This window comes from Paraburkholderia edwinii (assembly GCF_019428685.1).
Classification (GTDB): domain Bacteria; phylum Pseudomonadota; class Gammaproteobacteria; order Burkholderiales; family Burkholderiaceae; genus Paraburkholderia; species Paraburkholderia edwinii.
Genome location: NZ_CP080095.1, coordinates 4,489,604 through 4,513,089 on the forward strand (window position 1 = coordinate 4,489,604; position 23,486 = coordinate 4,513,089).

A 23,486-nucleotide genomic window follows, 5' to 3' on the forward strand; every position below is an offset into this window, starting at 1 on the left:
CGCACCGCCGCACGAAAACCTCGTCGCGCCGCCTTGACTTTCGTCGCAGCGAATACGATCATAAGTTCACAAACTGAGCAAATGCTCCACGTCCGCGCCCAAGCTCCACGCGCCACGTGACGCACTGCTCATCGCGCACTGACCAGCCTGACGGCACCGGCAACACCGACAGCACGAAATCGACGCGGGCCGCACTCACCACGGCCACGCGCGGAAAAGACTTAGGAGACACATCATGAACAGCGTCCCGAGCGGCAGCGGCGCGAATGCGCACGTCATCCTGCATATCGGCGCAGGCTCGTTTCATCGCGCGCATCAGGCGTGGTATCTGCACCGGCTCAACGAAGCGCGCGTCGAAGGCGAGCCGCACTGGTCGCTTTCCGTCGGCAATATCCGCAACGACATGAATGCCGTGATGGACGCGCTGGCCGCGCAAAACGGCGTCTACACGCTCGAGACCGTCACGCCGCAAGGCGAGCGCGCGTACGAGGCGGTCCACTCGATCACCCGCGTGCTGCCGTGGTCCGCCGATCTGAAAGCGCTGATCGATGCGGGCGCCGATCCGGCCTGCAAGATCATCTCGTTCACCGTCACCGAAGGCGGCTATTACCTCGACGAGCACGACCACCTCGATACGGCGAACCCCGACCTCACGGCGGATCTGAACGGCGCGCGCACCACGATCTACGGCGCGCTCGCCGCGATTCTCGAAGCGCGCATGCAGCGCGACGCCGGCCCGGTCACGCTGCAGACCTGCGACAACCTGCGCAGCAACGGGCATCGCTTTCACGCAGGCATGACCGCGTTTCTCGACCGGCGCAACGCGACCGCGTTGCGCGCGTGGTTCGATGCGAACACCGCGAGCCCGAGTTCGATGGTCGATCGCATCACGCCACGGCCGACGCCCGATGTGCGCGAGCGTGTGCGCGCCGCGACCGGCATCGACGACGCATGCCCGGTGATGGGCGAATCGTTTATCCAGTGGGTGATCGAAGATCAGTTTCGCGCGGGGCGCCCCGCATGGGAAAAAGTCGGCGCGGAACTGGTCGACTCGGTAGTGCCTTATGAAGAAGCGAAAATCCGCATTCTGAACGCGACGCATAGCTGCATCGCATGGGCCGGCACGCTGGTCGGCTTGCGCTATATCCACGAAGGCACGATCGACCGCGAGATCCAGCAGTTCGCGTACGACTACGTGACGCAAGACGTGATTCCGTGTCTCACGCCAAGCCCGATCGACCTGGGCCGCTATCGCGACGTCGTGCTCGAGCGCTTCAGCAATCCCTTTATCCAGGACACGAACCAGCGTGTCGCGGCCGACGGCTTTTCGAAGATCCCGGGCTTTATCGCGCCGACGCTTTCCGAAACCTTCGCGCGCGGCAAGACGCCGGCTGCGACCGCGATGCTGCCTGCACTGTTCTTCCGCTTTCTCGACCGCTGGCAGCAGGGCAAGCTGCCGTACACCTATCAGGACGGCGTGATGGACGAAAAGGTCGCGCGCGGTTTCTTCGCGGCGGCGGATCCGGTCAAGGCGTATTGCGCGGACCGGCTGCTGTGGGGCCGCATGGCGCAGACGCCGCAGCTTGAGGATGCGGTGCGCGCGGCACTTGCGCGCGTCGACGAGTGGCTCGACAAGCGTGCTTGAGTGCACAAGTTGGGACGCAAGTTGCACGCAAATCAGAATTCCTGCGGTCCATGGTCCCAAGCTTCATCAAAAACGCGTTTAAGGTCTAACGCGCATGGCATCGCCCGCCGCATGCGGCTAAAGTAGCGCATCTTTATCGACGAAGGTACCGCGCACATGTATCTCGGCATCGATCTCGGCACGTCCGAAGTAAAAGTCCTGCTGCTCGCGTCCGATGGACGCGTGATCGGCACAGCGGGCTCACCGTTTACCGTATCGCGACCGCATCCGCGCTGGTCCGAGCAGAACCCGATCGACTGGTGGGAAGGTACGCGTGCCGCCTTGTTCGCATTGCGCGACAAGCACCCCGACGAATTCGCGCAGATTCGCGGCATCGGCCTGTCGGGCCAGATGCACGGCGCCGTGTTGCTCGATGCGCAGGACCGCGTGCTGCGTCCGGCGATTCTGTGGAACGACATGCGCAGCGTCGAAGAATGCGCGGAGCTGACCGAGCGCGCGCCCGAACTGCATCGTGTGGCCGGCAATCTCGCGATGCCAGGCTTCACCGCGCCGAAGCTGCTGTGGGTCGCGCGGCACGAGCCCGACATTTTCAAACAGACCGCCTGCGTGCTGCTGCCGAAAGACTACTTGCGTCTGCAACTGACGGGCGGCAAGGTGTCCGATCCGTCGGATGCGGCCGGCACCTTGTGGCTCGATGTCGCGAAGCGCGACTGGTCCGATTCGCTGCTCGCCGCGTGCAATCTGTCGCGCGCGAACATGCCGGGTCTCGCGGAAGGCAGCGCGCCGTCGGGCATGCTGAAGCCCGAGCTGGCGCGCGAGTTCGGCTTGCGCGAACCGGTCGTCGTGGCGGCGGGCGGCGGCGACAATGCGACAAGCGCGATCGGCATCGGCGCGACGCAACCGGGCGACGGTTTCGTTTCGCTCGGCACGTCGGGCGTGCTGTGCGTGATCGGCGACAGCTTCCGGCCGAATCCCGAGTCCGCGGTGCACGCGTTCTGTCACGCGATTCCAAACCGCTGGCATCAGATGAGCGTCGTACTGTCGGCGGCAAGCTGCCTGCGCTGGGTCTGCAAGCTGACCGGCACGAACGAGACGACGCTGCTGCCCGAAATCGAAGCGCTGCCTGAAGAGGCGCTCACGCATGCGCCGATCTTCCTGCCGTATCTGTCGGGCGAGCGCACGCCGCATAACGACCCGTACGCGCAAGGCGTGTTCTTCGGCATGACGCACGCGACCGATCGCGCGCTGCTCGGTTATGCGGTGCTCGAAGGCGTGACGCTCGCGTTGACCGACGGGCTCGATGCATTGAAGGCGGCCGGCACCGAAGCGAACGCATTGTCGCTGCTCGGCGGCGGCGCGCGCAGCAATTACTGGGGGCAACTGCTCGCGGACGCGCTCAATACGAATACGCGCAAGCATGGCGGCGGCGAAACGGGCGCTGCATTGGGCGCCGCTCGCCTCGGCTGGCTCGCGGCCGGCGGCGACCCCGCGCAGGTGCTGACGAAGCCGCCCGTCGAAATCGAATTCACGCCGAATCCGCGGCGGCATGCGGTGCTGCGTCGGCGCCTCGAGCATTACCGCGCGCTGTATCGGCAACTGAAGCCGCTGTTCGCGGAAACAGCGACAAGCGATTCGAAGGCGTAACGGTCACGTCGAACCGCTTGCCAGGCAGAAGCCTCACGTCATCCAATCACCGTGCCCAAGTCCAGCGAAAAACTCGATCTCGCGACGCGTGCTGCCTGGCTCTACTACGTGGCAGGCAACACGCAGAACGAGATTGCCGAGAAGTTGCAGGTGTCGCGCCCCGTCGCGCAGCGGCTCGTTGCGTTCGCGGTCGAGAAAAACCTGATTCGCGTGCGCGTCGATCATCAGCTGGCCGAGTGCCTCGCGCTCGCTGACGAGCTATCTAAACGCTACGGGCTGTCGATGTGCGAAGTCGTGCCCGTCGATAACGATACGCAGGAAGAAATCGACCGCAAGCTCGCGGTCGCGGGCGCGCAGGTCATGGAGCGGTTCCTCGGCGAAGAAAAGCCGATGGTGGTTGCAGTGAGCAGCGGGCGCACGCTGAAGGCCGTCGTCGATCAGGTCGGGCAGCTCGAGCGACCGCAACATCGGCTTGTATCGATGGTCGGCGCGATCGCGCATGACGGATCGTCGAACCGTTATGACGTCGCGCTTCACATCTCGGAGAAGACCGGCGGCAAGTACTTTCTGTTGCCGGCGCCGTTGATTGCCGATAGCGAGGCCGAACGCGCGCAGTGGTGCAATCACCGGCTCTATCGCATTGTCGAATCGCTTTCGGGCGAAGCTGATGTCGCGTTCGTCGGCATCGGCAATATCGGGCCGCAGTGTCCGCTGCACGAAGACGGATTTATCACGTCCGATGAAGTCGCGGAATTGATGCAGGTCGGTGCCGTCGCCGAACTGCACGGCTTGCCGATTTCGGCTGACGGCGCACGCATCGAGTCGCCGACCGAACGGCGTGTAACCAGTATTCGCCCGGTTTCCCCGCCGAAGCGGCCGACCATCGGCTTCGCCTGCGGCGAACGCAAGCGCACCGCTGTGATTGCCGCGCTCAAGGGCGGCTGGCTGTCAGGGCTCGTGACCGACGAGCTTTGCGCGCGCGCGGCGCTTGAAGAAGCCGCCGATGCCGGCGTCAAAGAGACCGCGCGTTAATTCTGCCGATTCGCCGTTTTAGTTGCGGCGAGCTGCGCTACGCGACCTCACCATCGCACAGTGTTTCTCATTACGTCGCCGCGTCTTCGCAGCGCTATCGCTTCTTTCGTATCACCTGTGTCACCGATGCCCTCTTGTTAGGTAGCTTCAAACGCTGACTAACCGAGGAGAAGTCGAATGCATCGAATCGCGATTGTGGGCGCGGGCCAGGCGGGCTTGCCGCTCGCCTTCGGACTGCTCGATAAGGGCTATGAGGTCACCGTCGTATCGGATCGCACACCGGATCAGATTCGCGGCGGCAAGGTGCTGTCCTCTCAATGCATGTTCGGCTCCGCGCTGCAGATCGAAAGCGATCTCGGCATCGACGACTGGCACGACCTGTGTCCGCCCGTCGACGGCATTTCGTTTTCGCTGCAAAGTCCCGATCCCGGCGGAGGTCCGCTGATCGACTGGAAGGCGCGGCTCGATCGGCCGGCGCGGTCCGTCGATCAGCGCATCAAGATGGCTCAGTGGCTCGTGAAGCTCGAAGCGCGCGGCGCGCGCGTGCTGATCCAGAAGGCCGGTGTTGCGGATCTCGAAGCGCTTGCCGATACGCATGATCTGGTCATTGTGTCTGCCGGCAAGGGCGATGTCGCGCAACTGTTCGAGCGCGATGCATCGCGTTCGACGTTCGATGCGCCTCAACGCGTGCTTTCGCTGACCTATGTGCACGGACTCAAGGAGGCCGACGACTACTCGCGTATCTCGTTCAACGTGATTCCCTCGGTTGGCGAATACTTCGTGATTCCGGCGCTGACGCTAAGCGGCCCTTGTCACATCATGTTTTTCGAGGGCATTCCGCAAGGGCCGTTCGATATATGGCGCGAGGCGCTTACGCCTGGCGACCATCTCGATGCGGCCAAACGCCTGCTGCGGACCTGGCTGCCGCGCGAAGCCGATCGCGCGAAGCGCGTGGAATTGACCGATGCGCACGGCATTCTGGCCGGCGCGTTTGCGCCTGTCGTGCGCAAGCCGGTGCTGCAATTGCCGTCGGGGCGACCCGTGTTCGGGCTTGGCGATGCGATCGCGATCAACGATCCGATTTCGGGCCAGGGCTCGAGCAGCGCCACGCACGCATGCAAGGTCTATCTCGATGCGATTCTCGCGCACGGCGATGCACCGTTCACGCGCGACTGGATGGAGCAAACGTTCGAGCAATACTGGACGTACGCGGAGGCGGTCACGCAGTGGACGAATTCGTTGCTGATGCCGCCGCCGCAGTATCGTCTGAAGCTGCTCGATGCGGCCGTACGGTCGCCTGCGATCGCAAGCGCGATCGTCAACGGCTTCGATCATCCGCCGTCGTTCTTCCCGTGGTGGTCCGATGCAGAGGCATGCGAACGGTTTATCGCGGATCGGCAGGATAGCGTGTCCAACGCGCCCGCCTCACGTGACCTTCAACGCGACGGCATGAACCAGCGATTCGCGACGCCGTAAAACATCTCGTCGACTTCGCTCTCCGAGAACTCGCGGAGCATCTCGCCGTAGCGCCGATAAACCTCCGCGAAGCCGACCGAAAGCCCCGCGATCGGCATATGGCTGCCGAACATACAGCGCGATACGCCGATCGTTTCGATCGTCGTCGACACCCATCGCGCTGCGTCCTCCGTCCGCCATTGCATGCCGAACAGGCATTCGAGCGCGGAGACGTCCATGCGCACGTTGTCGCATGCGGCGAGTTCGGCAAGGTTTCGCTTCCAGCGCGAGAAACCTTCGTCTGAGAGGTCGAGCGGCCAGCCGATCAAGGCGCTCGTGAAGCCGATATCGGGATGCTTGCGCACGACTTCGATGACATCGGGCAGTTGATGCGCGAACGCATAGAGCCCGCATTTCAGGCCGTAGCGCTTTAACAGCGGGAGCTGTTTGCTCCATGCGGGGTCGCGCATCACATGCGGACGCGTCGCAAAACGCCTGAGCGGATTCGTGTCGTCCCAGATCACATGCTCGCGAACGGCGGTCAGATTCGGCAAGCTCGCGTACCGGTCGAGCTTCGCTTCGAGTTCAGGGTCGAGAAATTCGACGAGCGCGCACAGCGCGATGCGCAGTCCCGAGCGCTCGCTTTCGTTCGCCTGCTGTTGCGCCCACGCGGCTTCCTTGTAGGCGTCCGTCGAAAGAAACTCATGCCATACGGCGCCTTCGGCGCGATAGCCGCCGGCGTCGGCGACAGCGGCCAGATAGTCGGCCGGCAGAAAACGGCGCGGCAGCGCGTCGTAGTTGCCGACGAACGCTTCGAAGCCCGGATCGCGGCGTTCGAAGAACGGATGCGTATTTTGCGTGTGATCGAAGAAGTGGAGGTGCGAGTCGATGATTCTCTGCGGAGTGGTCATGGCGCGGCCTCGTCGCGATGGCGTTGTCGGTGAAGACACGGCACATCGCAAAGCTTAAGCGTTCGCGACCGGGCGTCCAAGGCAGGTGCGCACACTCTTTAATGCTCGCGGGCTGAGGCCGCGCGCCGAACGAGAGCGGTGCGCTGCGCAGGACAGAGCGCCAAGGCAAGGCGCGGCACTGCGAGGCGCGAAACAGGCGACACTAAAGCGACGACAGATACTGCTGCGGCGACGCGCCGAACAGCCGCTTGAACATCACGGTAAACGCGCTCGGCGTGCTGTAACCGAGATCGATCGCGACATTCGCGACCGCCGCGCCCAGCGCGAGGCGGGTCGTCGCTTCCGCGGCGCGCATATGCTGACGCCAATGCCCGAAGCTCATGCCGGTCTCGTCCTTGAAATGACGCGCCAGCGTTCTTGCGCTCGTGCCGATCTCGTCGGCCCAGCGCTCGAGCGTGTAGTCGGTGGCCGGCTCGAGCATCATGCGCTCGCAAATCGCGAGCAGCCGCGGTGAGCGCGGCAACGGCAACCCGCCCTCGCCTAACGACGGCGCTTCCTCGAGCATCTTCAGCAGCAGCGGCACGGCAACCGCCGTACGGCTGTCGGGCTCGTAGTCGAGTCCGTCGCGCAGCATGCTCGTCAGCAGTTCGCGCAGCAGCGGCTCGACCGGGATCAGCCGGCCGCTCGCCCAGATCCAGTTCACCGCTTCAGGTTCGACGCTGACCGTGCACAGCGTGAGGCTGCCGATCGCGTGCAGTTCGTGATCGATATTCGGCGGCACCCACAACGCGCGCGACGGCGGCAATGTCCAGGTGCGCGTAGGCGTCAGCACGCGCACGACGCCGTCGAGCGGCACCACGAGATGCCCATGTTCATGCCGATGCCACGGCTCGCGCTGTCCGTTTTCAGACGTGATCGCGCGCACGGTCACATCGCGCGGCAATCGGCGGCGCGAATGCGGATAACGGGTGAGCAGGAATTCCTTCATGAACGTGACGCGATCGGTCTATGCGTTTCGGCCAGGTTTTGTCCAAAACTGAACACTTGTTGTCAACCTTTGAGAAAGCGTAACCGATATTCTGACGGTCGGCAAGTAAACGCGAATCGTTCTTATTCATTAGCATGGCAGTTCGGTTCGCCACCTACTCACAAAACGACCGGGACCGTCGAGGAACAATGAAAATCGGGGAACTCTCAAGCGGGCTACGAATGACGATGATCGCCGCGGTAGTCGGCGGCACGATGTTGCGGGCGCAGGCTGCTGACGTGCAGGTAGCCGATGCACCGGCCACGCCCGCCACTGCCACCGCCGACACCAACGCCAGCACGACGACCAGCGCGGACGCCACCAGCACGAACAGCACCGGCGCAGGCAGCACAACCTCAACCGACCCCGCCCGCGTCCTGCCGACGATCAAGGTGACATCGAACGCTGCCGCCGATCCGCAGAATCCGCAAGGCCCGGGCGTCGGCTACGTCGCGACGCGCACGAAGACTGCCACGAAAACCGACTCCGACCTGCTGACGAATCCGCAGAGCGTGTCGGTCGTCACGCGCCAGCAGATGGATGACCTCGGCGCGCAAACGGTCGATCAGGCGCTGCGCTACACGGTGGGCGTCAACACCCAGGACGGCACCGATGTCCGCTTCGACCAGATCTACGGCCGCGGCTTTCCGCTCGACTCTTACCTCGACGGTCTTCATCTTTATCAGTCACCGCGCTTCGCGACGCCGCGCATCGATCCGTACTTCCTCGATCGCATGGAAGTGCTGCATGGACCGGCGTCCGTGCTGTATGGACAGGGCAGCCCCGGCGGCCTCGTCAACTATGTGAGCAAGCTACCGCTCGCCGTGCCGTATCACGAAGTCGTGATGCAGATCGGCAATCACAACAACTACCAGCTCGGCTTCGATTTCAGCGGCCCTGTCGACAAGGACGGCACCGTTCTGTATCGCGTGACGGGCCTTGGCCGCACGTCGGACACGCAGGTCGGCGACATCCAGGATCAGCGTATTGCGATCCAGCCGTCGGTCACGATCAGGCCCGACCGCAATACGACGTTCACGCTACAAGGCAGCTTCCAGCGCGACCCGAACGGCGGCCTGTTCAACCCGGTGCCGTCGAGCGGCACGCTCTTCCACAATCCGAACGGCAAGTTCAGCCCGGACCAGTATCTCGGCGATCCGAACCGAGACGGCATGCATCGCACGCAATACTGGTTCGGCTATCAGTTCGACCACGCATTTAATGACGTTTTCAGCGTGTCGCAGAACGTGCGCTATCTGCACATCGATGAGAACTACTACCAGACTTCGGTCAACGGTCCCGCGTTTCTCCCCGATCAGGCGACCATGCCGATGTGGGCGAACGTCGACCACGAGCACTTCTCGCAATTCGAAGTCGATACGCACGGGCAGGCGAAGTTCGCGACAGGTCCGGTCGAGCATACGGTGCTGCTCGGCCTCGACTATCAGCGCGACATCCTCGGCGATTCGACGGGCGGCGGCGTGGTCGGCAACGTCAACCTGTTCAATCCGGACTTTTCGGCGCTGCCGACGATTCCCGCATCGACGCGTCTCGACTACGCGTTGAGCACCGTCGGCGTCTATGCGCAGGACCAGATGCGGCTGCTGAAGCATTGGGTACTCACGCTCGGCATGCGCGAGGACTGGGTCGGCACCAATCTCACGCAACGCTCGCCGACGCTCGCCTCGGGTTCGCACGCGAACGATCACGCGTTCACCTATCGTGCGGCCCTCGCCTACGAATTCGACAGCGGCATCGCGCCGTATGTGTCGTATGCGAAGTCGTTCCAGCCGCTCACGGGGCTCGCGTTCGGCAACGTGCCGTTCGCGCCGACGCGCGGCAAGCAGGTCGAGGTCGGCGTGCGCTATCAGCCGAAGGGCTTCGACGGCTTCTTCTCGCTGGCGGCCTACAACCTGACGCAGGAGAACGTAACGGTGCCCGACCCGGCACACCCGGGCTTCTCGGTCCAGACCGGCGAAGTGCGTTCGCGCGGCATCGAGGCCGAAGCGCATGCGAACGTGACCGAAAGCCTGAAGCTCATCGCGTCGTATGCGTATGTGGACCAGAACATCACGTCGAGCACGATTCCGGCGACGCTCGGCAACCGCCAGCCGATCACGCCGCGCACCACCGCGTCGGCATGGGCCGACTACACGCTGCATCGCGGGCCGCTGCGCAATCTCGGCTTCGGCGCGGGCGTGCGCTATGTGAGCGAATCGGCGGGCGACGTGTTCAACTCGTTCGAAGTGCCGGCGCGCGTGCTGGTCGACGTCGGGGCGCACTACGACATCGAGAAATGGCGTCTCGCGTTGAACGTCAACAACCTGTTCAATCGCGAATACATCTCGTATTGCACGGCGTCGGTCATCTGTTACTGGGGCGCGACGCGGACCGTGCTCGGAACGGCGCTCTACCAATGGTGAACCCGACGCGACGCCGGATGCTGACGGGCGGCACCGCTGCGGGAGTGGTGTCGTCGTGCGGTTTTGCCGGGGCTTTTGGGTTCTTTGCACGCGCGGCGGTTGCGGCGGACTCCAGCGCCGCGATGGTGAGAAAGAACGCAGGCAGCGCAGGCGAAAACTCAAGCGCAGTTGGCGCCGATGAAGCCGCTGACGCCGCTAAAGCCACAGCCGCCCGCACGTGCGCGACACAACGCATCGTCGTGCTCGACTGGCCGTTGACTGAGATCGTGCTGTCGCTCGGCGTCGTGCCGGTCGGCGTCTCGCGTCCTGTCTGGTACACGCGGCTCGATGGCGTGCCGCCGTTGCCGCCTTCCGCGGTCGACACGGGTTTGCTGTACCAGCCGAACTTCGAAGTCATCGAGACGCTGAAGCCCGATCTGATCGTCGTCACGCCCGCGCACGCACCCATGCGCACGCTGCTCGAACGCATTGCGCCGACGTTTGCGGTGCCGCTATACGGCGGCGGCGTTCGCGGCGGCGGTGGCGGCGCACATTCCGATGTCTATGCAGCCGTACGCAGCGCCACGCAGCAACTCGCACAACGCCTGTGCCGCGAGACACAGGCGCAAACGCTGATCGCGCAAGCCGACGCGCAACTGAAGCAGGTTTCGCAACGGCTGGCGGCATTTCGTGCGAGCGGCAAGCCCGTTTATCTGCTGCGTCCGATCGACGATAGACATGTATCGGTGTTCGGTACACCGAGCCTTTTCGGCGGCATATTGAGCCGCCTCGCGCTGACCAACGCATGGCAAGGCGCGACCGACTTGCAAGGCGCTGCCGAAGCCGATTTCGCGTCGCTTGCGAAGCATCCCGACGCACAGGCCGTCCTGATCGGGGTGCCGCCCGGCGTTGCCGCGCAGCTCGCGAAAAGCCCGCTGTGGAACGCGCTGCCGTTCGTCGCACGCAATCGCGTTGCCCATATCGACGCGAACATACCGCCGCTGGGCGGCATCGTCGCGTCGATGCGTTTTGCCGGCAGTCTCGGCGATGCATTGCAAGGAGCGGCATGATGAACCGCATCATCGCAACCGGCGCTCAGCAAACTCGCCGCACCGGATGGATGCCGCTGCTGCTGGTTACCGTCACGGTATGGCTCACCGGCCACACGCTCGGCGCGCGTCTGCCCGTCGATCAATGGCAGGGCGCGCTCTTGTTATCCCGCGACGCGACGCTGCCGCAGCTCGTGATCCACTACAGCTGGTTGCCGCGGCTAGCGATGGCGCTGGCAGCGGGCGCGGCGCTATCGCTTGCGGGCGTCGTGTTCCAGCAGGTGCTACGCAATCCGCTCGCCGAGCCGCTGACGCTCGGCGTGTCGGCCGGCGCCTATCTCGCGCTAACCATCGCGGCGATCATCGCACCGGCACTCGTCCCCGATCTGCGTTTCGGCGTCGCGCTCGCGGGCGCAAGCGTCGCGATGCTCGTCACGCTGGCGCTCACCTGGCGACGCGGTTTCGCACCGGTTTCGGTCGTGCTCGCGGGCATGATCATGAATCTGTACTGCGGTGCGCTCGTCCTCGTGTTGACGATCACGTACGAGCGCTCGCTGGCTGCGATCTTTATCTGGGGCGGCGGATCGCTGAGTCAGAACGGCTGGGCCACAGTCGCGTGGTTCGTGCCGCGCGCGCTTGTCTGCACGGCCGGCATCGCGCTGCTGGCGCGGCCGCTCACGCTCTTTTCACTCGACGACGGCAGCGCCTCGCAACTGGGCCTGTCGCTGCGCTGGATGCGACCGGCCGCGCTCGCACTCGCGGTGATCCTCAGCGCATTCGTGGTCAGCGCAGTCGGCGTCATCAGTTTTATCGGACTGGCGGGTCCAGTCCTCGCCCGTCTTGCCGGCGCGCGACGGCTGCGCGATCAGTTGCTCTGGGCGCCGCTCGTCGGCGCGGGGCTGTTGACACTCGCCGATCAGGCGGTGCAAAGCCTGCCCGGCATGTTCGGCGAGTTACTGCCGACCGGCGCCGCGCTCGCGTTAGGCGGCGGTCCGCTGCTGCTGGCGATGCTGCGCAAGCTCAGAACCGACGATCCGCGCATGCTCAGTGATCCGAATGACGCGCCGCGTCGCACGCTGCGCGGCACGACGCTCGTTCTCGTTACCGCGCTCGCCGTCGCGATGGTCGTCTCGTTAGGCGTGACGGTGACCGCGCACGGCTGGCATTGGACCCCGGCCGCGCAATGGCCCACGTTCGCGTTCTGGCGCGTGCCGCGCACGATCGCATCGCTGGGCGCGGGCGTGATGGTCGCGCTCGCCGGTGCAATGCTGCAGCGGATGACGGGCAATCCGATGGCGAGCCCCGAACTGCTCGGCGTGAGCGGCGGCGCAATGCTCGGCATGCTCGGCGCGGCGCTCGCGGTCAGCGCACCGTCCGCGCCGTTGCTGCTTTTGAGCGCCTGCGCGGGCGCTTTGATCTGCCTTGCGGCAATCATTGTGCTCGGACGTCGCAGCGGCTTTGCACCGCAACAGGTGCTGCTCGGCGGCATCGCACTCAGCGCGTTCGCGCAGTCGGCGGTCATGCTGGCAACCTCGAGCGGCGGCGCGTATGCCGCATTGCTGCGACCGCTCACGTACGGCTCGACGTATATCGTGCTGCCCGGCATGGCGACGGTCGTCGCGCTCTGCACGTGCGCGGGCGTGCTCGTCGCCTACCTGTGTTCGCGCTGGCTCGACATGCTGCCGCTCGGCGCCGACGTGGCCGATGCGCTTGGTGTGAGCAGCAAGCGCGCGCGGCTCGTGCTGCTCGTCGCGGCCGCATCGATGACCGCGATCGGTACGGTCGTGATCGGACCGATGTCGTTTGTCGGCCTGATGGCGCCGCATCTCGCCCGTTTGCTCGGTTTTGCCCGCGCGCGTTCATCGATGTTCGTAACGATGCTGATCGGCGCGACGCTAATGGTCGTCGCGGACTGGCTCGGACGCGTGGTGATTTTCCCGCAGCAGATGCCGGCCGGCGTGCTCGCGGCGCTGATCGGCGCGCCGTGGCTGATGTGGCTGCTAAGGCGCTAGCGTGAAGCGCCAGCAGGATCGACGAAAACTGAAGACGTGAAAGACCTGAAAAACCAACGCGAGGCGATCGGGCCTTGATTTGCGGCACGCGAGTCGAGGCACCGTCCCCGAAGGAAGAACCCCATGTCCCTGCTTGTTTATCTGTTACGCAGTTCGCGCTGGATCCTGCCGGTTGCGTTCGTCGCGAGCCTGATCAGCGGCTTCGGCAACGCCGGCCTGATCGCCCTGATCAATCAGGCGCTCGGCGCGTCGAATGATCGGCTGGCCGAACTCGGCTGGCGTTTTCTCGCGCTCGGCGTGGTCGTGCTGCTCACGCGCGCGCTGTCGCAAACGCTTTTCATGTACCTCGGACAACGCGCGAAAGCGCAATTGCGCATGCAAACCATTGAGCACATCGGCACGGCCGCCTACCCGCATCTCGAACGGCAAGGCGGTTCGAGCGCGCTCACGGTGCTGACGCAGGATCTCGATACGATCGTGGTGTTTTTTATCGGCCTGCCGACGCTTGCGATGCAAGGCGCGGTCATCGCCGGATGTCTCGTCTATCTCGCGTATCTGTCGTGGACGATTCTCCTGCTTGCGCTCGTGACGATCGGACTCGCGGCACTCGGCTTTCGCCTCGCGCATACGCGCGCGATGAAAGACCTGCGCGCGTCGCGGCGACGCGAGGACGATCTGGTCCGCCACTTTCGCGCGCTATTCGACGGCGCCAAGGAACTGAAGCTGCATCGCGCAAGAAAGCAGGCCTTTATCGACGAAACGCTTGCCCCGAATGTCGAAGCGGTACGCGTGCAGCGCACGCGCGGTTACGTGCTCTATGCGGCCGCCGCCAGCTGGGGCAATCTGATTCTGTTTGCGTTTATCGGCGTTACGCTCTTCGTGCTCGCGCGGCTCACGCATGTCGATGCGCATGTGATGTCCGGTTACGCGATGGTGTTTCTGTACATGATCATGCCGATCGAAGGGCTGCTTTCCGCGATTCCGTCGCTCGGCTCCGCGAAGGTTGCGTTTGAGCATATCGAGAAGGTCAACGCGGACATGCCGCGCGAACTCGCGCCGGACGTCGCGCCCGTGCGGTCGTTTCAAAGCATCGAGCTCGAACATGTCACGCATCAGTACTTTCGCGACAACGAAAGCGAGCCGTTTACGCTTGGCCCGCTCGACCTGACCTTCGCGCCCGGCGAGGTTGTATTTCTGATCGGCGGCAACGGCAGCGGCAAGACCACGCTGGCCAAGCTGCTGGTTGGCCTGTACACGCCGGAAAGCGGGCGCATTCTGCTGAACGGCGAGCCGATCGACGATGCGCAGCGCGACCGCTATCGCCACCATTTCTCGGCCGTGTTCAGCGACTTCTTCCTGTTCGATAGCCTGTTCGGCATGACCGTGCACGACATCGACGCGCGCGCGCAGCAATTGCTCGACGACTTGCAGCTCACGCACAAGGTCAGCGTGCGCGACGGCGTGTTCTCGACCTTGGGTCTATCGCAAGGTCAGCGCAAACGTGTCGCGCTGCTGGTCGCGTATCTGGAAGACCGGCCGTTTTACGTGTTCGACGAGTGGGCCGCCGACCAGGATCCGCTGTTCAAGGATGTGTTCTATCGGCGCCTGTTGCCCGATCTGAAGGCGAGAGGCAAAACCGTGCTCGTGATTTCCCACGACGATCGCTACTTCGCGCTCGCCGATCGCAGCATCAAGCTCGATGACGGGCAGATCGTCGCGAACGCGCAGCACGAGTCCGGTCGCGCGGCGATCGCGCATTCCGTATCACCCTTGCAGCCGAAGGCATCGATATGACCGATTCCGATACACAGGCGCAGCGCTCCGCGTTGCGTACGCCCGCAGACCCGTACCGCACGGTCGTCGCACAAGGTGACGGCGGCGAAGCGCTCTACACGCTCGACGGCGCGTCGTTCGTGATCGAGAACCGCACGGTGCTGCATCCGCTTACGCTGAATCTGTCGAAGGGCTGCTTCTACGGATTGATCGGCCACAACGGTTCGGGCAAGTCGACGCTGATCAAGCTGCTCGCGCGGCAACAGCCGCCGACGGCCGGCTCGATCCATCTGCTGGGCGAGCCGATCGACGGCTGGAGCCAGCGCGCGCTCGCGCGCAAGATCGCGTATCTGCCGCAGCAATTGCCGCCCGCGCAGGGCATGACGGTGCGAGAACTGGTCGCACTGGGCCGCTATCCATGGCATGGCGCGCTGGGGCGCTTCAGCGCGCAGGACAACGCGAAAGTGGACGAAGCGCTGGAATTGACCGATACCACGGGCTTCGCCGATCGCCGCGTCGACAGCCTGTCGGGCGGGGAGCGCCAGCGCGTGTGGATCGCGATGCTCGTCGCGCAGGACAGCGACTGCCTGCTGCTCGACGAGCCGATCTCCGCGCTCGACATCGGTCATCAGATCGAGGTGCTCGAACTGGTGCACGAACTATGCGCGACGCGCGGGCTCGGCGTGGTCGCGGTGCTGCACGATATCAATATGGCTGCGCGCTTTTGCGACCATCTGATTGCGCTGAAGGAAGGCCGGCTGATCATGCAAGGCTCGCCCGAACAGGTGATGCGGGATCACGTGCTCGAAGCGATTTACGGCATTCCGATGGGGACCATCGAACATCCGCGCGGCGGGCGGCGCATCAGTTTCGCTTACTAGCGAAGCGCCCGACATCGTCACATCGCGGTTACGTCGCGCGGTCACATCGCGCGGTTACGTCGCCTTCACATCGCGCCGCTGGTCTCGATCTTCGCGCCCGACGCGATCGCCTGCAGCGCCGCGCTGCGCGCGCTTTCGATCGCCGCGGCCTCGCTCGCATACATCGTGTCGCTTTCCACGCGCTGATACGGCAGGAGTTCGGCGTCTTCGGCCGCCTGGGTCGACATGGTGCGTACAGCCGCGTACGCGGTCCAGCCGCCGTTCTGAATCGACTGCATCGCCGACAGTACGAGTTGATATCGTCCAAGCGTTTCGATGTGCATGATCATCTCCAGTCAAAAAGGGGCTTGTTCTGCAACGCGGACAACGCCCGGTGACCGGCGTTATCCGCTCCATTGCGCGTGTCCGGCTTCGCGTGTTTGTCCCCGCTTGTCCGTCCTCGCTTTTCCGCTTTTAGGCGCTCAACTGCGCAAGCAGCGCTTCGACGCTGCGCTTCGCGTCGCCGAACAGCATCCGCGTGTTCTCCTTGTAGAAGAGCGGATTGTCGACGCCCGCATAGCCGCTCGCCATGCTGCGCTTCGACACGATCACCGTGTTCGCCTTCCACACTTCGAGCACCGGCATGCCGGCAATCGGACTGCCCGCATCTTCGAGCGCCGCGGGATTCACGATGTCATTCGCGCCGATCACGAGCACGACGTCGGTGCTCTTGAAGTCGTCGTTGATCTCGTCCATCTCGAGCACGATGTCGTACGGCACCTTGGCTTCGGCGAGCAGCACGTTCATGTGGCCAGGCAAACGGCCCGCAACCGGGTGAATGCCGAAGCGCACCTTCACGCCCTTGTCGCGCAGCTTGCGTGTGATTTCGCTGATCGTCGTTTGCGCCTGCGCGACGGCCATGCCGTAGCCGGGCACGATCACCACTTCGGTTGCGTCGCGCAGCAGCGCGCCGACCTCGTCGACCGAGACCGGCACGACTTCGCCTTCGATCGCAGCCGCCGTGGTCGACACCGTGCCGAAGCCGCCGAAAATCACCGACACGAACTTGCGGTTCATCGCGCGGCACATGATGTAGCTCAGAATCGCGCCGCTCGAACCGACCAGCGCGCCGGTCACGATCAGCAGATCGTTGCTGAGCATGAAGCCGGTGGCGGCCGCCGCCCAGCCCGAGTAGCTGTTGAGCATCGATACGACCACCGGCATGTCCGCGCCGCCGATTGCCATCACCAGATGGATGCCGATCAGCGCGGCGATCGCGGTCATCGTCAGCAGCGGACCGATGCCTTGTGCGGGCTCCGGCGCCGTCAGGAACAGATAACCGAGCGCGAGGCTGGCGAGCACGCCGACGATGTTGAGCAGATGCCGCATCGGCAGAATCAGCGGCTTGCCGCCGATGGTGCCTTGCAGCTTCAGGAACGCGACGATCGATCCGGTGAACGTCACGGCGCCGATAAAGACGCCGAGATAGATTTCGACGTCATGGATCGATTGCCCTGCGCCGCTGAACGCCGTTGCATTCTCCGCAGCCGGCGACAGATAGCTCGCGATCGCGACCAGCACCGCCGCGAGACCGACGAAGCTATGCAACGCTGCGACGAGCTGCGGCATTTGCGTCATCTCGACGCGCCGCGCGAGCACCGCGCCGCCCGCCACGCCGATCGCCATCAACGCGATGACGACAGGCAGCGCAGCGCCGTTCGAAAGCCACAACGTGGTGACGATCGCGATCGCCATGCCGGCGACGCCGTACAGATTGCCGCGCCGCGCGGACGCGGGGTGGCTCAGGCCGCGCAGGCTCAGGATAAACAACGCGCTCGCGGCCAGATAGGCCATGCTGCCGATTCCACTGCTTGTTCCGATCTGCATGTCGGTCTCCTTATTCGCCGCGCTGGAACATGTTCAGCATGCGTTGGGTCACGAGGAACCCGCCCGCGATATTGATCGTGGCGATCAGCAGCGCGAGCCCCGCAAGCACGGTCACGAGCGAACTCGGCGTGCCTAACTGCAGCAGCGCGCCGATCACGATGATCCCGCTGATCGCATTGGTGACGCTCATCAGCGGCGTATGCAGCGCAGGCGTCACGTTCCACACGACCTGATAGCCGATGAAGATCGCCAGCACGAACACCGTGAAGTGCGCGACAAACGCAGGCGGCGCGACTGCGCCCAGCGCGACGATCAGCACGGCCGCAACGATAAGGCCGACGATGCCGAGGGTCGTGGCGCGGCGGCGTTGTTCCGCAGTCACCGCCGCGGCGCCCGCGCCGTGGCCGGCCGGTTTCGCTTGCGCTGCCGCGTTTGCCGCATTCGATGCCGCGGGTGCCGGCGGCGCCGCCCGTTTCGGCGTCGGCCATTTGTTCTCGCCGTTGCGGATCACGGTCATGCCGACGATCACTTCGTCATCCATATTGACGACGATCTCGCCGTTCTTTTCCGGCGTCATATCGGTGAGCAGATGCCGCAGGTTCGTGCCGTACAGCTGGCTCGATTGCGTCGCCATGCGCGAAGGCAGATCGGTGTAGCCGACGATCGTCACGCCTTCGGCTTGCGCCGCGACGCCAGGCTGCGTGAATTCGCAATTGCCACCCTGCTCGGCGGCGAGATCGACGATCACGCTGCCGTAGCGCATGCTGCGCACCATGTCCTTCGTGATGAGCTTGGGCGCCGGCTTGCCCGGAATCAGCGCGGTCGTGACGATCACGTCGACTTCCTTCGCCTGCGCGGCAAACAGCGCCATTTCCGCTTCGATAAACGCGGCGCTCATTTCCTTGGCGTAGCCGCCGGAGCCGCTGCCGTCTTCCTGGTAGTCGAGCTCGAGGAATTCGGCGCCCATGCTCTCGACCTGCTGCCGCACTTCGGGCCGCGTATCGAAGGCGCGCACGATGGCGCCGAGACTGCGCGCGGCGCCGATTGCCGCCAGCCCCGCGACGCCGGCGCCGATCACCATCACCTTGGCCGGCGCAATCTTGCCGGCTGCCGTGATCTGCCCCATGAAACCGCGGCCGAACTGATGCGCGGCTTCGATGATCGCGCGATAGCCGGCCATATTCGCCATCGAGCTCAGCGCGTCGATTTTCTGCGCGCGCGAGATGCGCGGCACGCAGTCCATCGCGAGCACGGTTACGTTGCGCGCGCGCAGCTGTTCGAGCAGCTCCGGATTTTGCGCGGGCCAGATGAAGCTGATCAGCGTGGTGCCTTCGCGCAACAGCGCGATTTCATCGACGCCGCCCGCGGCCTCGCGCAACGGCGCGCGCACCTTCAGGATGATGTCGGCGGCCGCATGCAGCGCTGTCGCGCTTTCGGCGATCTGTGCGCCAGCTGCGCGATACGAATCGTCGGAAAACGCGGCGAGTTCACCCGCGCCTGTTTCGACCGTTACGTTAAAACCGAGCTTAGACAGATGCCCGATCACCTCCGGCGTCAATGCGACACGACGCTCGCCCGGATAGCGCTCCCGCGGTACTCCAATCATCATCGGCATGGCAATGCTCCCAATCGACGTTTCAAATCCTGTTCTGCGGCGCGCGGGATGCCGCGCGATTGCACGCAAGGCGCGCGCAGCCGCTCGCGCCTTGCGATGGCGGCATGCCTTCGCAAGGTCCGAAATCCTGTTGTCAGATGGTCGGTCAGCCGCCGAAGTGCGGTCTTTCGGCGGTCATGCTAGCGCGGCCCATGGAGGGGGCCACGCGGTGGTCCATTGGCGGGAATGGACCGTCGTGCTTCAGGCGTTAGCGCATCACGCGCTTACTTTTGCTTCCAGCTCGGCCACACGCTTCTTCAGCGCGCGGTCTTCGGCGAAGCGCACGCTTTCGTCGCGGATAATCGCGACGATGCCGCTCACTGCGCCATCAGGCGCATGCAATAGCGCGACCGTGAACGCGATCGACATCGCGCGTCCTGCCTTGTCGACGGCCGGCACTTTCAGCAGATCGTGGCCGTAGCGCGTCTGCCCGGTCGCCATCGTCTTGCTGTAGCCCTCCCAATGACGGCCGCGCAGCCGCTCGGGAATGATCAGGTCGAGCGACTGGCCAAGCGCCTCTTCCTGCGTGAAGCCGAACATGTGCTCGGCTGCCGGGTTCCATAGCGTAATCGCACCGTCCGGACCGGAGACGATGACGGCGTCGCCGATTGCATTGACCAGCTGTTCAAAATCGATGGTGGGGGCCATAGTCTATCGTCCGGGGCTGTGGGCGATGCCCGCGTTGCGTTGCGAGCAAGTGTCTCTGTGTGTCTTGATCATGGTTCTGCCGCCGCTCCGGGTTTGCTTTCCGCTTCTGCTGCTGCGAAAAAGAGGAACGGCGGCCGTTTGCTTCGAACTGCGTGCTACTTACTGCATGCTACCGCGAGAGTGCGCCGATCAGACCGCGCGCGCGTCGCGCATCGACGCGATCTGGTCGTGGCTGTAGCCGAGCTCCGCCAGCACTTCGTCGGTATGCTCGCCGAGCAGCGGCGACGACGTGATCTCGGGCTTCAGGTCCGAGAACTTGATCGGGCTGCCGACCGTCAGGTACTTGCCGCGCACCGCGTGGTCCACTTCCACGATCGAGCCGCTCGCGCGCAGCGATTCGTCGTTCGCGAGTTCCTTCATCGTCAGCACCGGCGCGCACGGAATGTCGAACTTGCGCAGGATGTCGACTGCCTCGAACTTCGTCTTGTCGGCGAGCCACCCTTCGATCGTTGCGAAGATATCGAAGATGTGCGGCTGGCGCGCTTCAGCGGTCGCGTAGTGCGGATCGGAGATCCATTCCGGCTTGCCGATGGCGCGGCAGATCGGCTCCCACGCGTGACCCTGAACCGTGAAGTAGATGTACGCGTTCGGATCGGTTTCCCAGCCCTTGCACTTCAGCACCCAGCCCGGCTGGCCGCCGCCGCCCGCGTTGCCGCCGCGCGGCACCACGTCGCTGAACGTGCCGTGCGGGTACTGCGGATACTCTTCGAGGTAGCCGAGGCGATCGAGACGCTGCTGGTCGCGCAGCTTCACGCGGCACAGGTTCAGCACGCTGTCCTGCATCGACACCGCCACCTTCTGGCCCTTGCCCGTTTGCTGGCGGCCGATGATGGCCGTCAGAATGCCGATCGCGAGGTGCATGCCGGTGTTGCTGTCGCCGAGCGCGGCTGCGCTGACCGTCGGCGGGCCGTCCCAGAAGCCGGTCGTCGAAGCCGCGCCGCCTGCGCACTGCGCGACGTTTTCATAGACCTTCAGGTCCTGGTAGTGGTGGCCGTCGCTGAAGCCCTTCACCGAAGCAACGATCATCTTCGGATTCAGTTCGTTGATGCGCTCCCACGAAAAACCCATCCGGTCGAGCGCGCCCGGGCCGAAGTTTTCGACCAGCACATCCGATTCCTTGATCAGCTTTTCCAGCACTTCCTTACCGGCGGCCGTCTTCGTGTCGAGCGTCAACGAGCGCTTGTTGCTGTTGAGCATCGTGAAGTACAGCGCGTCGGCATCCGGAATGTCGCGCAGCTGATTACGCGTGACGTCGCCCGAGCCCGGACGCTCGACCTTGATCACGTCCGCGCCGAACCATGCGAGCAATTGCGTGCACGCCGGGCCGGCCTGAACGTGGGTAAAGTCGATGATCTTGATGCCTTCAAGGGGTTTGTTGCTCATTCGTATCTCCAGTGGGCCGGGGCTTACTTCTTCACGCCGCTTTGCGGGTTGAGGTTGGTCAATCGGCCGCTTTCAGTACCGGCCGCTTCGTCGATAACTGCATTGATCAAGGTGGGCTTGCCCGACTTGATCGCTTCCTGCAGCGCCTTGGTCAATTCTTCCGGCGTCGTCGCGTTGAAGCCGACACCGCCGAATGCTTCGATCATCTTGTCGTAACGCGCGCCCTTCACGAACACGGTCGGCGCGACGTCCTTGCCGCCGGTCGGGTTCACGTCGGTGCCCTTGTAGACGCCGTTGTTGTTGAACACGATCGTGCAGACCGGCAGGTCGTAACGGCAGATCGTTTCGAGTTCCATACCGCTGAAGCCGAATGCGCTATCGCCTTCGATCGCGACCACTTGCGTGCCGCTCGTCACCGCGGCGCCAATCGCGAAGCCCATGCCGATGCCCATGATCCCCCACGTGCCGGAGTCGAAGCGGCGGCGCGGTTCGTACATGTCGATCACGGCGCGCGCGTAGTCGAGCGTGTTCGCGCCTTCGTTGACGACGTTGATGTCGGGACGCGTCTTCAGCACGTCGCGGATCGCGCGCAGCGCGCTGTGGAAGCTCATCGGCGACGGGTTCTTGGCGAGCGTCGCGGCCATCTTTTCGAGGTTCGTGTTCTTCTTCTGCGTGACAGCGGCGATCCACTCCGACGGCGGCTGCGGGAAGCTCGCGCCCATGCCGGCCACGAGTTCGGACACGCACGAGCCGATGTCGCCGATCAGCGGTGCTTCGATCGCGACGTTGCTGTCGATTTCCGTCGGTGCGATATCGATCTGCACGAAACGCTTCGGCGCGGCGCCCCAGGTCTTGCCCTTGCCATGCGCGAGCAGCCAGTTCAGACGCGCGCCGATCAGCACGACGCAGTCCGCTTCCTGCAGCACAAACGAGCGCGCGGCGGACGCCGATTGCGCGTGCGTGTCGGGCAGCAGGCCCTTGGCCATCGACATCGGCAGATACGGAATGCCGCTCTTTTCAACCAGTTCGCGAATCTGCTTGTCGGCCTGCGCGTAGGCGGCGCCCTTGCCGAGCAGAATCAGCGGGCGCTTGGCGCCCTTGATCACGTCAAGCGCGCGCTTGACCGAATCCGGAGCCGGCAACTGGCGCGGCGCCGCGTCGACGACCTTGATGAGCGACTGCTTCGCCTTCACGGCGTCGATGGTTTGGGCCAGCAGCTTGGCCGGCAGGTCCAGATAGACGCCGCCCGGACGGCCCGACACGGCTGCGCGAATCGCGCGCGCCACGCCAACGCCGATGTCTTCGGCGTGCAGCACGCGGTACGCGGCCTTCGCGTACGGCTTTGCCGCGTTGAGCTGATCCATCTCTTCGTAATCGCCCTGCTGCAGGTCGACGATCTCGCGCTCGCTCGAGCCGCTGATCAGGATCATCGGGAAGCAGTTGGTGGTCGCGTTCGCGAGCGCGGTCAGGCCGTTCAGGAAGCCCGGCGCCGACACCGTCAGGCAGATGCCCGGCTTTTGCGTCATATAGCCGTGAATCGCGGCCGCGTTGCCCGCGTTCTGCTCGTGACGGAAGCCGATAAAGCGCATTCCTTCAGCCTGCGCGAGACGTGCGAGGTCGGTGATCGGAATGCCGACGAGACCGAAAATCGTATCGATGTCGTTCAGCTTCAGTGCATCGATGACGAGGTGGAAGCCGTCGGTCGTGGCGGCTTGGTCGCTCCCCTGCGCGGTCGTAGCGTCAGGGCGCGAAATTTCAACAGTAGACATTCACTCTTCTCCAGATCGTTATGACTGTTAGGCCGTCGCGCCTCGTGTGTTGGTAACCGGTGCTGAAGACCTCGATCGGACTCTTCGCAGCACTGTGATATACCATATATCACACACCAAGTTGGATTCAATAGCTTTTTGCCCTTAGGGCGTCAGTTTTTGCAGCATCGAAGCGGCTAAATTGCTTCAATCGATGTCAGCTTTCCCATAGAAACTTCATTAATTTCAGTGCTCTACTCCTTTCGATAGCTTTTTGTGCAGCACAACACAACGTC

The 23,486-nt window shown here is 64.1% G+C and carries 17 protein-coding genes; 9 read left to right on the forward strand and 8 right to left on the reverse strand.

What is annotated here, in order from left to right; translation table 11 throughout:
- The first annotated feature begins 235 nt into the window (after positions 1–235).
- From dalD to KZJ38_RS19970, 4 genes are all read left to right on the forward strand, one after another.
- A complete protein-coding gene (gene dalD, locus KZJ38_RS19955; protein ID WP_219797878.1) occupies positions 236–1,645 on the forward strand; it encodes a D-arabinitol 4-dehydrogenase in 1,410 nt (469 codons plus the stop codon).
- 156 nt (positions 1,646–1,801) lie between these two features.
- Positions 1,802–3,289, forward strand: a complete 1,488-nt coding sequence (xylB, locus tag KZJ38_RS19960) for a xylulokinase (protein WP_219797879.1) — start codon at positions 1,802–1,804, stop codon at positions 3,287–3,289.
- Positions 3,290–3,340: 51 nt separating this feature from the next.
- Positions 3,341–4,321 carry a sugar-binding transcriptional regulator gene (locus tag KZJ38_RS19965; RefSeq protein ID WP_219797880.1) on the forward strand — a complete coding sequence of 327 codons (981 nt, stop codon included), beginning with the start codon at positions 3,341–3,343 and terminating at the stop codon, positions 4,319–4,321.
- Between the two features lie 177 nt (positions 4,322–4,498).
- Complete coding sequence (locus KZJ38_RS19970) at positions 4,499–5,797, forward strand: styrene monooxygenase/indole monooxygenase family protein (protein ID WP_219797881.1); 1,299 nt, start codon at positions 4,499–4,501, stop codon at positions 5,795–5,797.
- Here the strand turns inward: KZJ38_RS19970 and KZJ38_RS19975 are convergent.
- The gene (locus KZJ38_RS19975) at positions 5,758–6,687 is read right to left on the reverse strand and encodes an amidohydrolase family protein (RefSeq protein ID WP_219797882.1); all 930 of its coding nucleotides are present in this window, start codon (positions 6,685–6,687) and stop codon (positions 5,758–5,760) included. The two genes, KZJ38_RS19970 and KZJ38_RS19975, sit on opposite strands and share 40 nt — an antisense overlap.
- 202 nt (positions 6,688–6,889) lie before the next feature.
- Entirely contained in the window at positions 6,890–7,675 is a 786-nt protein-coding gene (locus KZJ38_RS19980) for an AraC family transcriptional regulator (protein ID WP_219797883.1), read from the reverse strand.
- A 188-nt stretch (positions 7,676–7,863) separates the two neighbouring features.
- On the opposite strand from KZJ38_RS19980, the gene KZJ38_RS19985 reads away from it, so the two are divergent.
- The 5 genes from KZJ38_RS19985 to KZJ38_RS20005 all read left to right on the forward strand — a co-directional run bounded on the left by KZJ38_RS19985 (position 7,864) and on the right by KZJ38_RS20005 (position 15,831).
- Positions 7,864–10,137: a TonB-dependent siderophore receptor gene (locus KZJ38_RS19985; protein ID WP_246641562.1), complete on the forward strand. Its 2,274-nt coding sequence runs from the start codon at positions 7,864–7,866 to the stop codon at positions 10,135–10,137.
- Complete coding sequence (locus KZJ38_RS19990; RefSeq protein ID WP_246641563.1) at positions 10,131–11,186, forward strand: iron-siderophore ABC transporter substrate-binding protein; 1,056 nt, start codon at positions 10,131–10,133, stop codon at positions 11,184–11,186. Before KZJ38_RS19985 ends, KZJ38_RS19990 begins: the two co-directional genes overlap by 7 nt.
- Positions 11,183–13,177: a Fe(3+)-hydroxamate ABC transporter permease FhuB gene (fhuB, locus tag KZJ38_RS19995; protein WP_246641564.1), complete on the forward strand. Its 1,995-nt coding sequence runs from the start codon at positions 11,183–11,185 to the stop codon at positions 13,175–13,177. Before KZJ38_RS19990 ends, fhuB begins: the two co-directional genes overlap by 4 nt.
- A gap of 123 nt (positions 13,178–13,300) precedes the next feature.
- Positions 13,301–14,971 carry a cyclic peptide export ABC transporter gene (locus tag KZJ38_RS20000; RefSeq protein WP_219797884.1) on the forward strand — a complete coding sequence of 557 codons (1,671 nt, stop codon included), beginning with the start codon at positions 13,301–13,303 and terminating at the stop codon, positions 14,969–14,971.
- On the forward strand, positions 14,968–15,831 hold the full coding sequence (locus tag KZJ38_RS20005) for an ATP-binding cassette domain-containing protein (protein WP_219797885.1): 864 nt from the start codon (positions 14,968–14,970) through the stop codon (positions 15,829–15,831). The genes KZJ38_RS20000 and KZJ38_RS20005 overlap by 4 nt, the downstream gene beginning before the upstream one ends.
- 65 nt (positions 15,832–15,896) lie before the next feature.
- Here the strand turns inward: KZJ38_RS20005 and KZJ38_RS20010 are convergent, their stop codons facing one another.
- The 6 genes from KZJ38_RS20010 to oxc all read right to left on the reverse strand — a co-directional run bounded on the left by KZJ38_RS20010 (position 15,897) and on the right by oxc (position 23,211).
- Entirely contained in the window at positions 15,897–16,154 is a 258-nt protein-coding gene (locus KZJ38_RS20010) for a hypothetical protein (protein WP_219797886.1), read from the reverse strand.
- A gap of 130 nt (positions 16,155–16,284) precedes the next feature.
- On the reverse strand, positions 16,285–17,697 hold the full coding sequence (locus tag KZJ38_RS20015; protein ID WP_219797887.1) for an NAD(P)(+) transhydrogenase (Re/Si-specific) subunit beta: 1,413 nt from the start codon (positions 17,695–17,697) through the stop codon (positions 16,285–16,287).
- A 10-nt stretch (positions 17,698–17,707) separates the two neighbouring features.
- A complete protein-coding gene (locus KZJ38_RS20020; protein ID WP_219797888.1) occupies positions 17,708–19,312 on the reverse strand; it encodes a Re/Si-specific NAD(P)(+) transhydrogenase subunit alpha in 1,605 nt (534 codons plus the stop codon).
- A 255-nt stretch (positions 19,313–19,567) separates the two neighbouring features.
- Positions 19,568–19,999 carry a PAS domain S-box protein gene (locus KZJ38_RS20025; protein ID WP_219797889.1) on the reverse strand — a complete coding sequence of 144 codons (432 nt, stop codon included), beginning with the start codon at positions 19,997–19,999 and terminating at the stop codon, positions 19,568–19,570.
- 189 nt (positions 20,000–20,188) lie between these two features.
- A complete protein-coding gene (gene frc, locus KZJ38_RS20030; RefSeq protein ID WP_219797890.1) occupies positions 20,189–21,442 on the reverse strand; it encodes a formyl-CoA transferase in 1,254 nt (417 codons plus the stop codon).
- A 23-nt stretch (positions 21,443–21,465) separates the two neighbouring features.
- Complete coding sequence (gene oxc / locus KZJ38_RS20035; RefSeq protein ID WP_246641565.1) at positions 21,466–23,211, reverse strand: oxalyl-CoA decarboxylase; 1,746 nt, start codon at positions 23,209–23,211, stop codon at positions 21,466–21,468.
- Between the last annotated feature and the right edge of the window lie 275 nt (positions 23,212–23,486).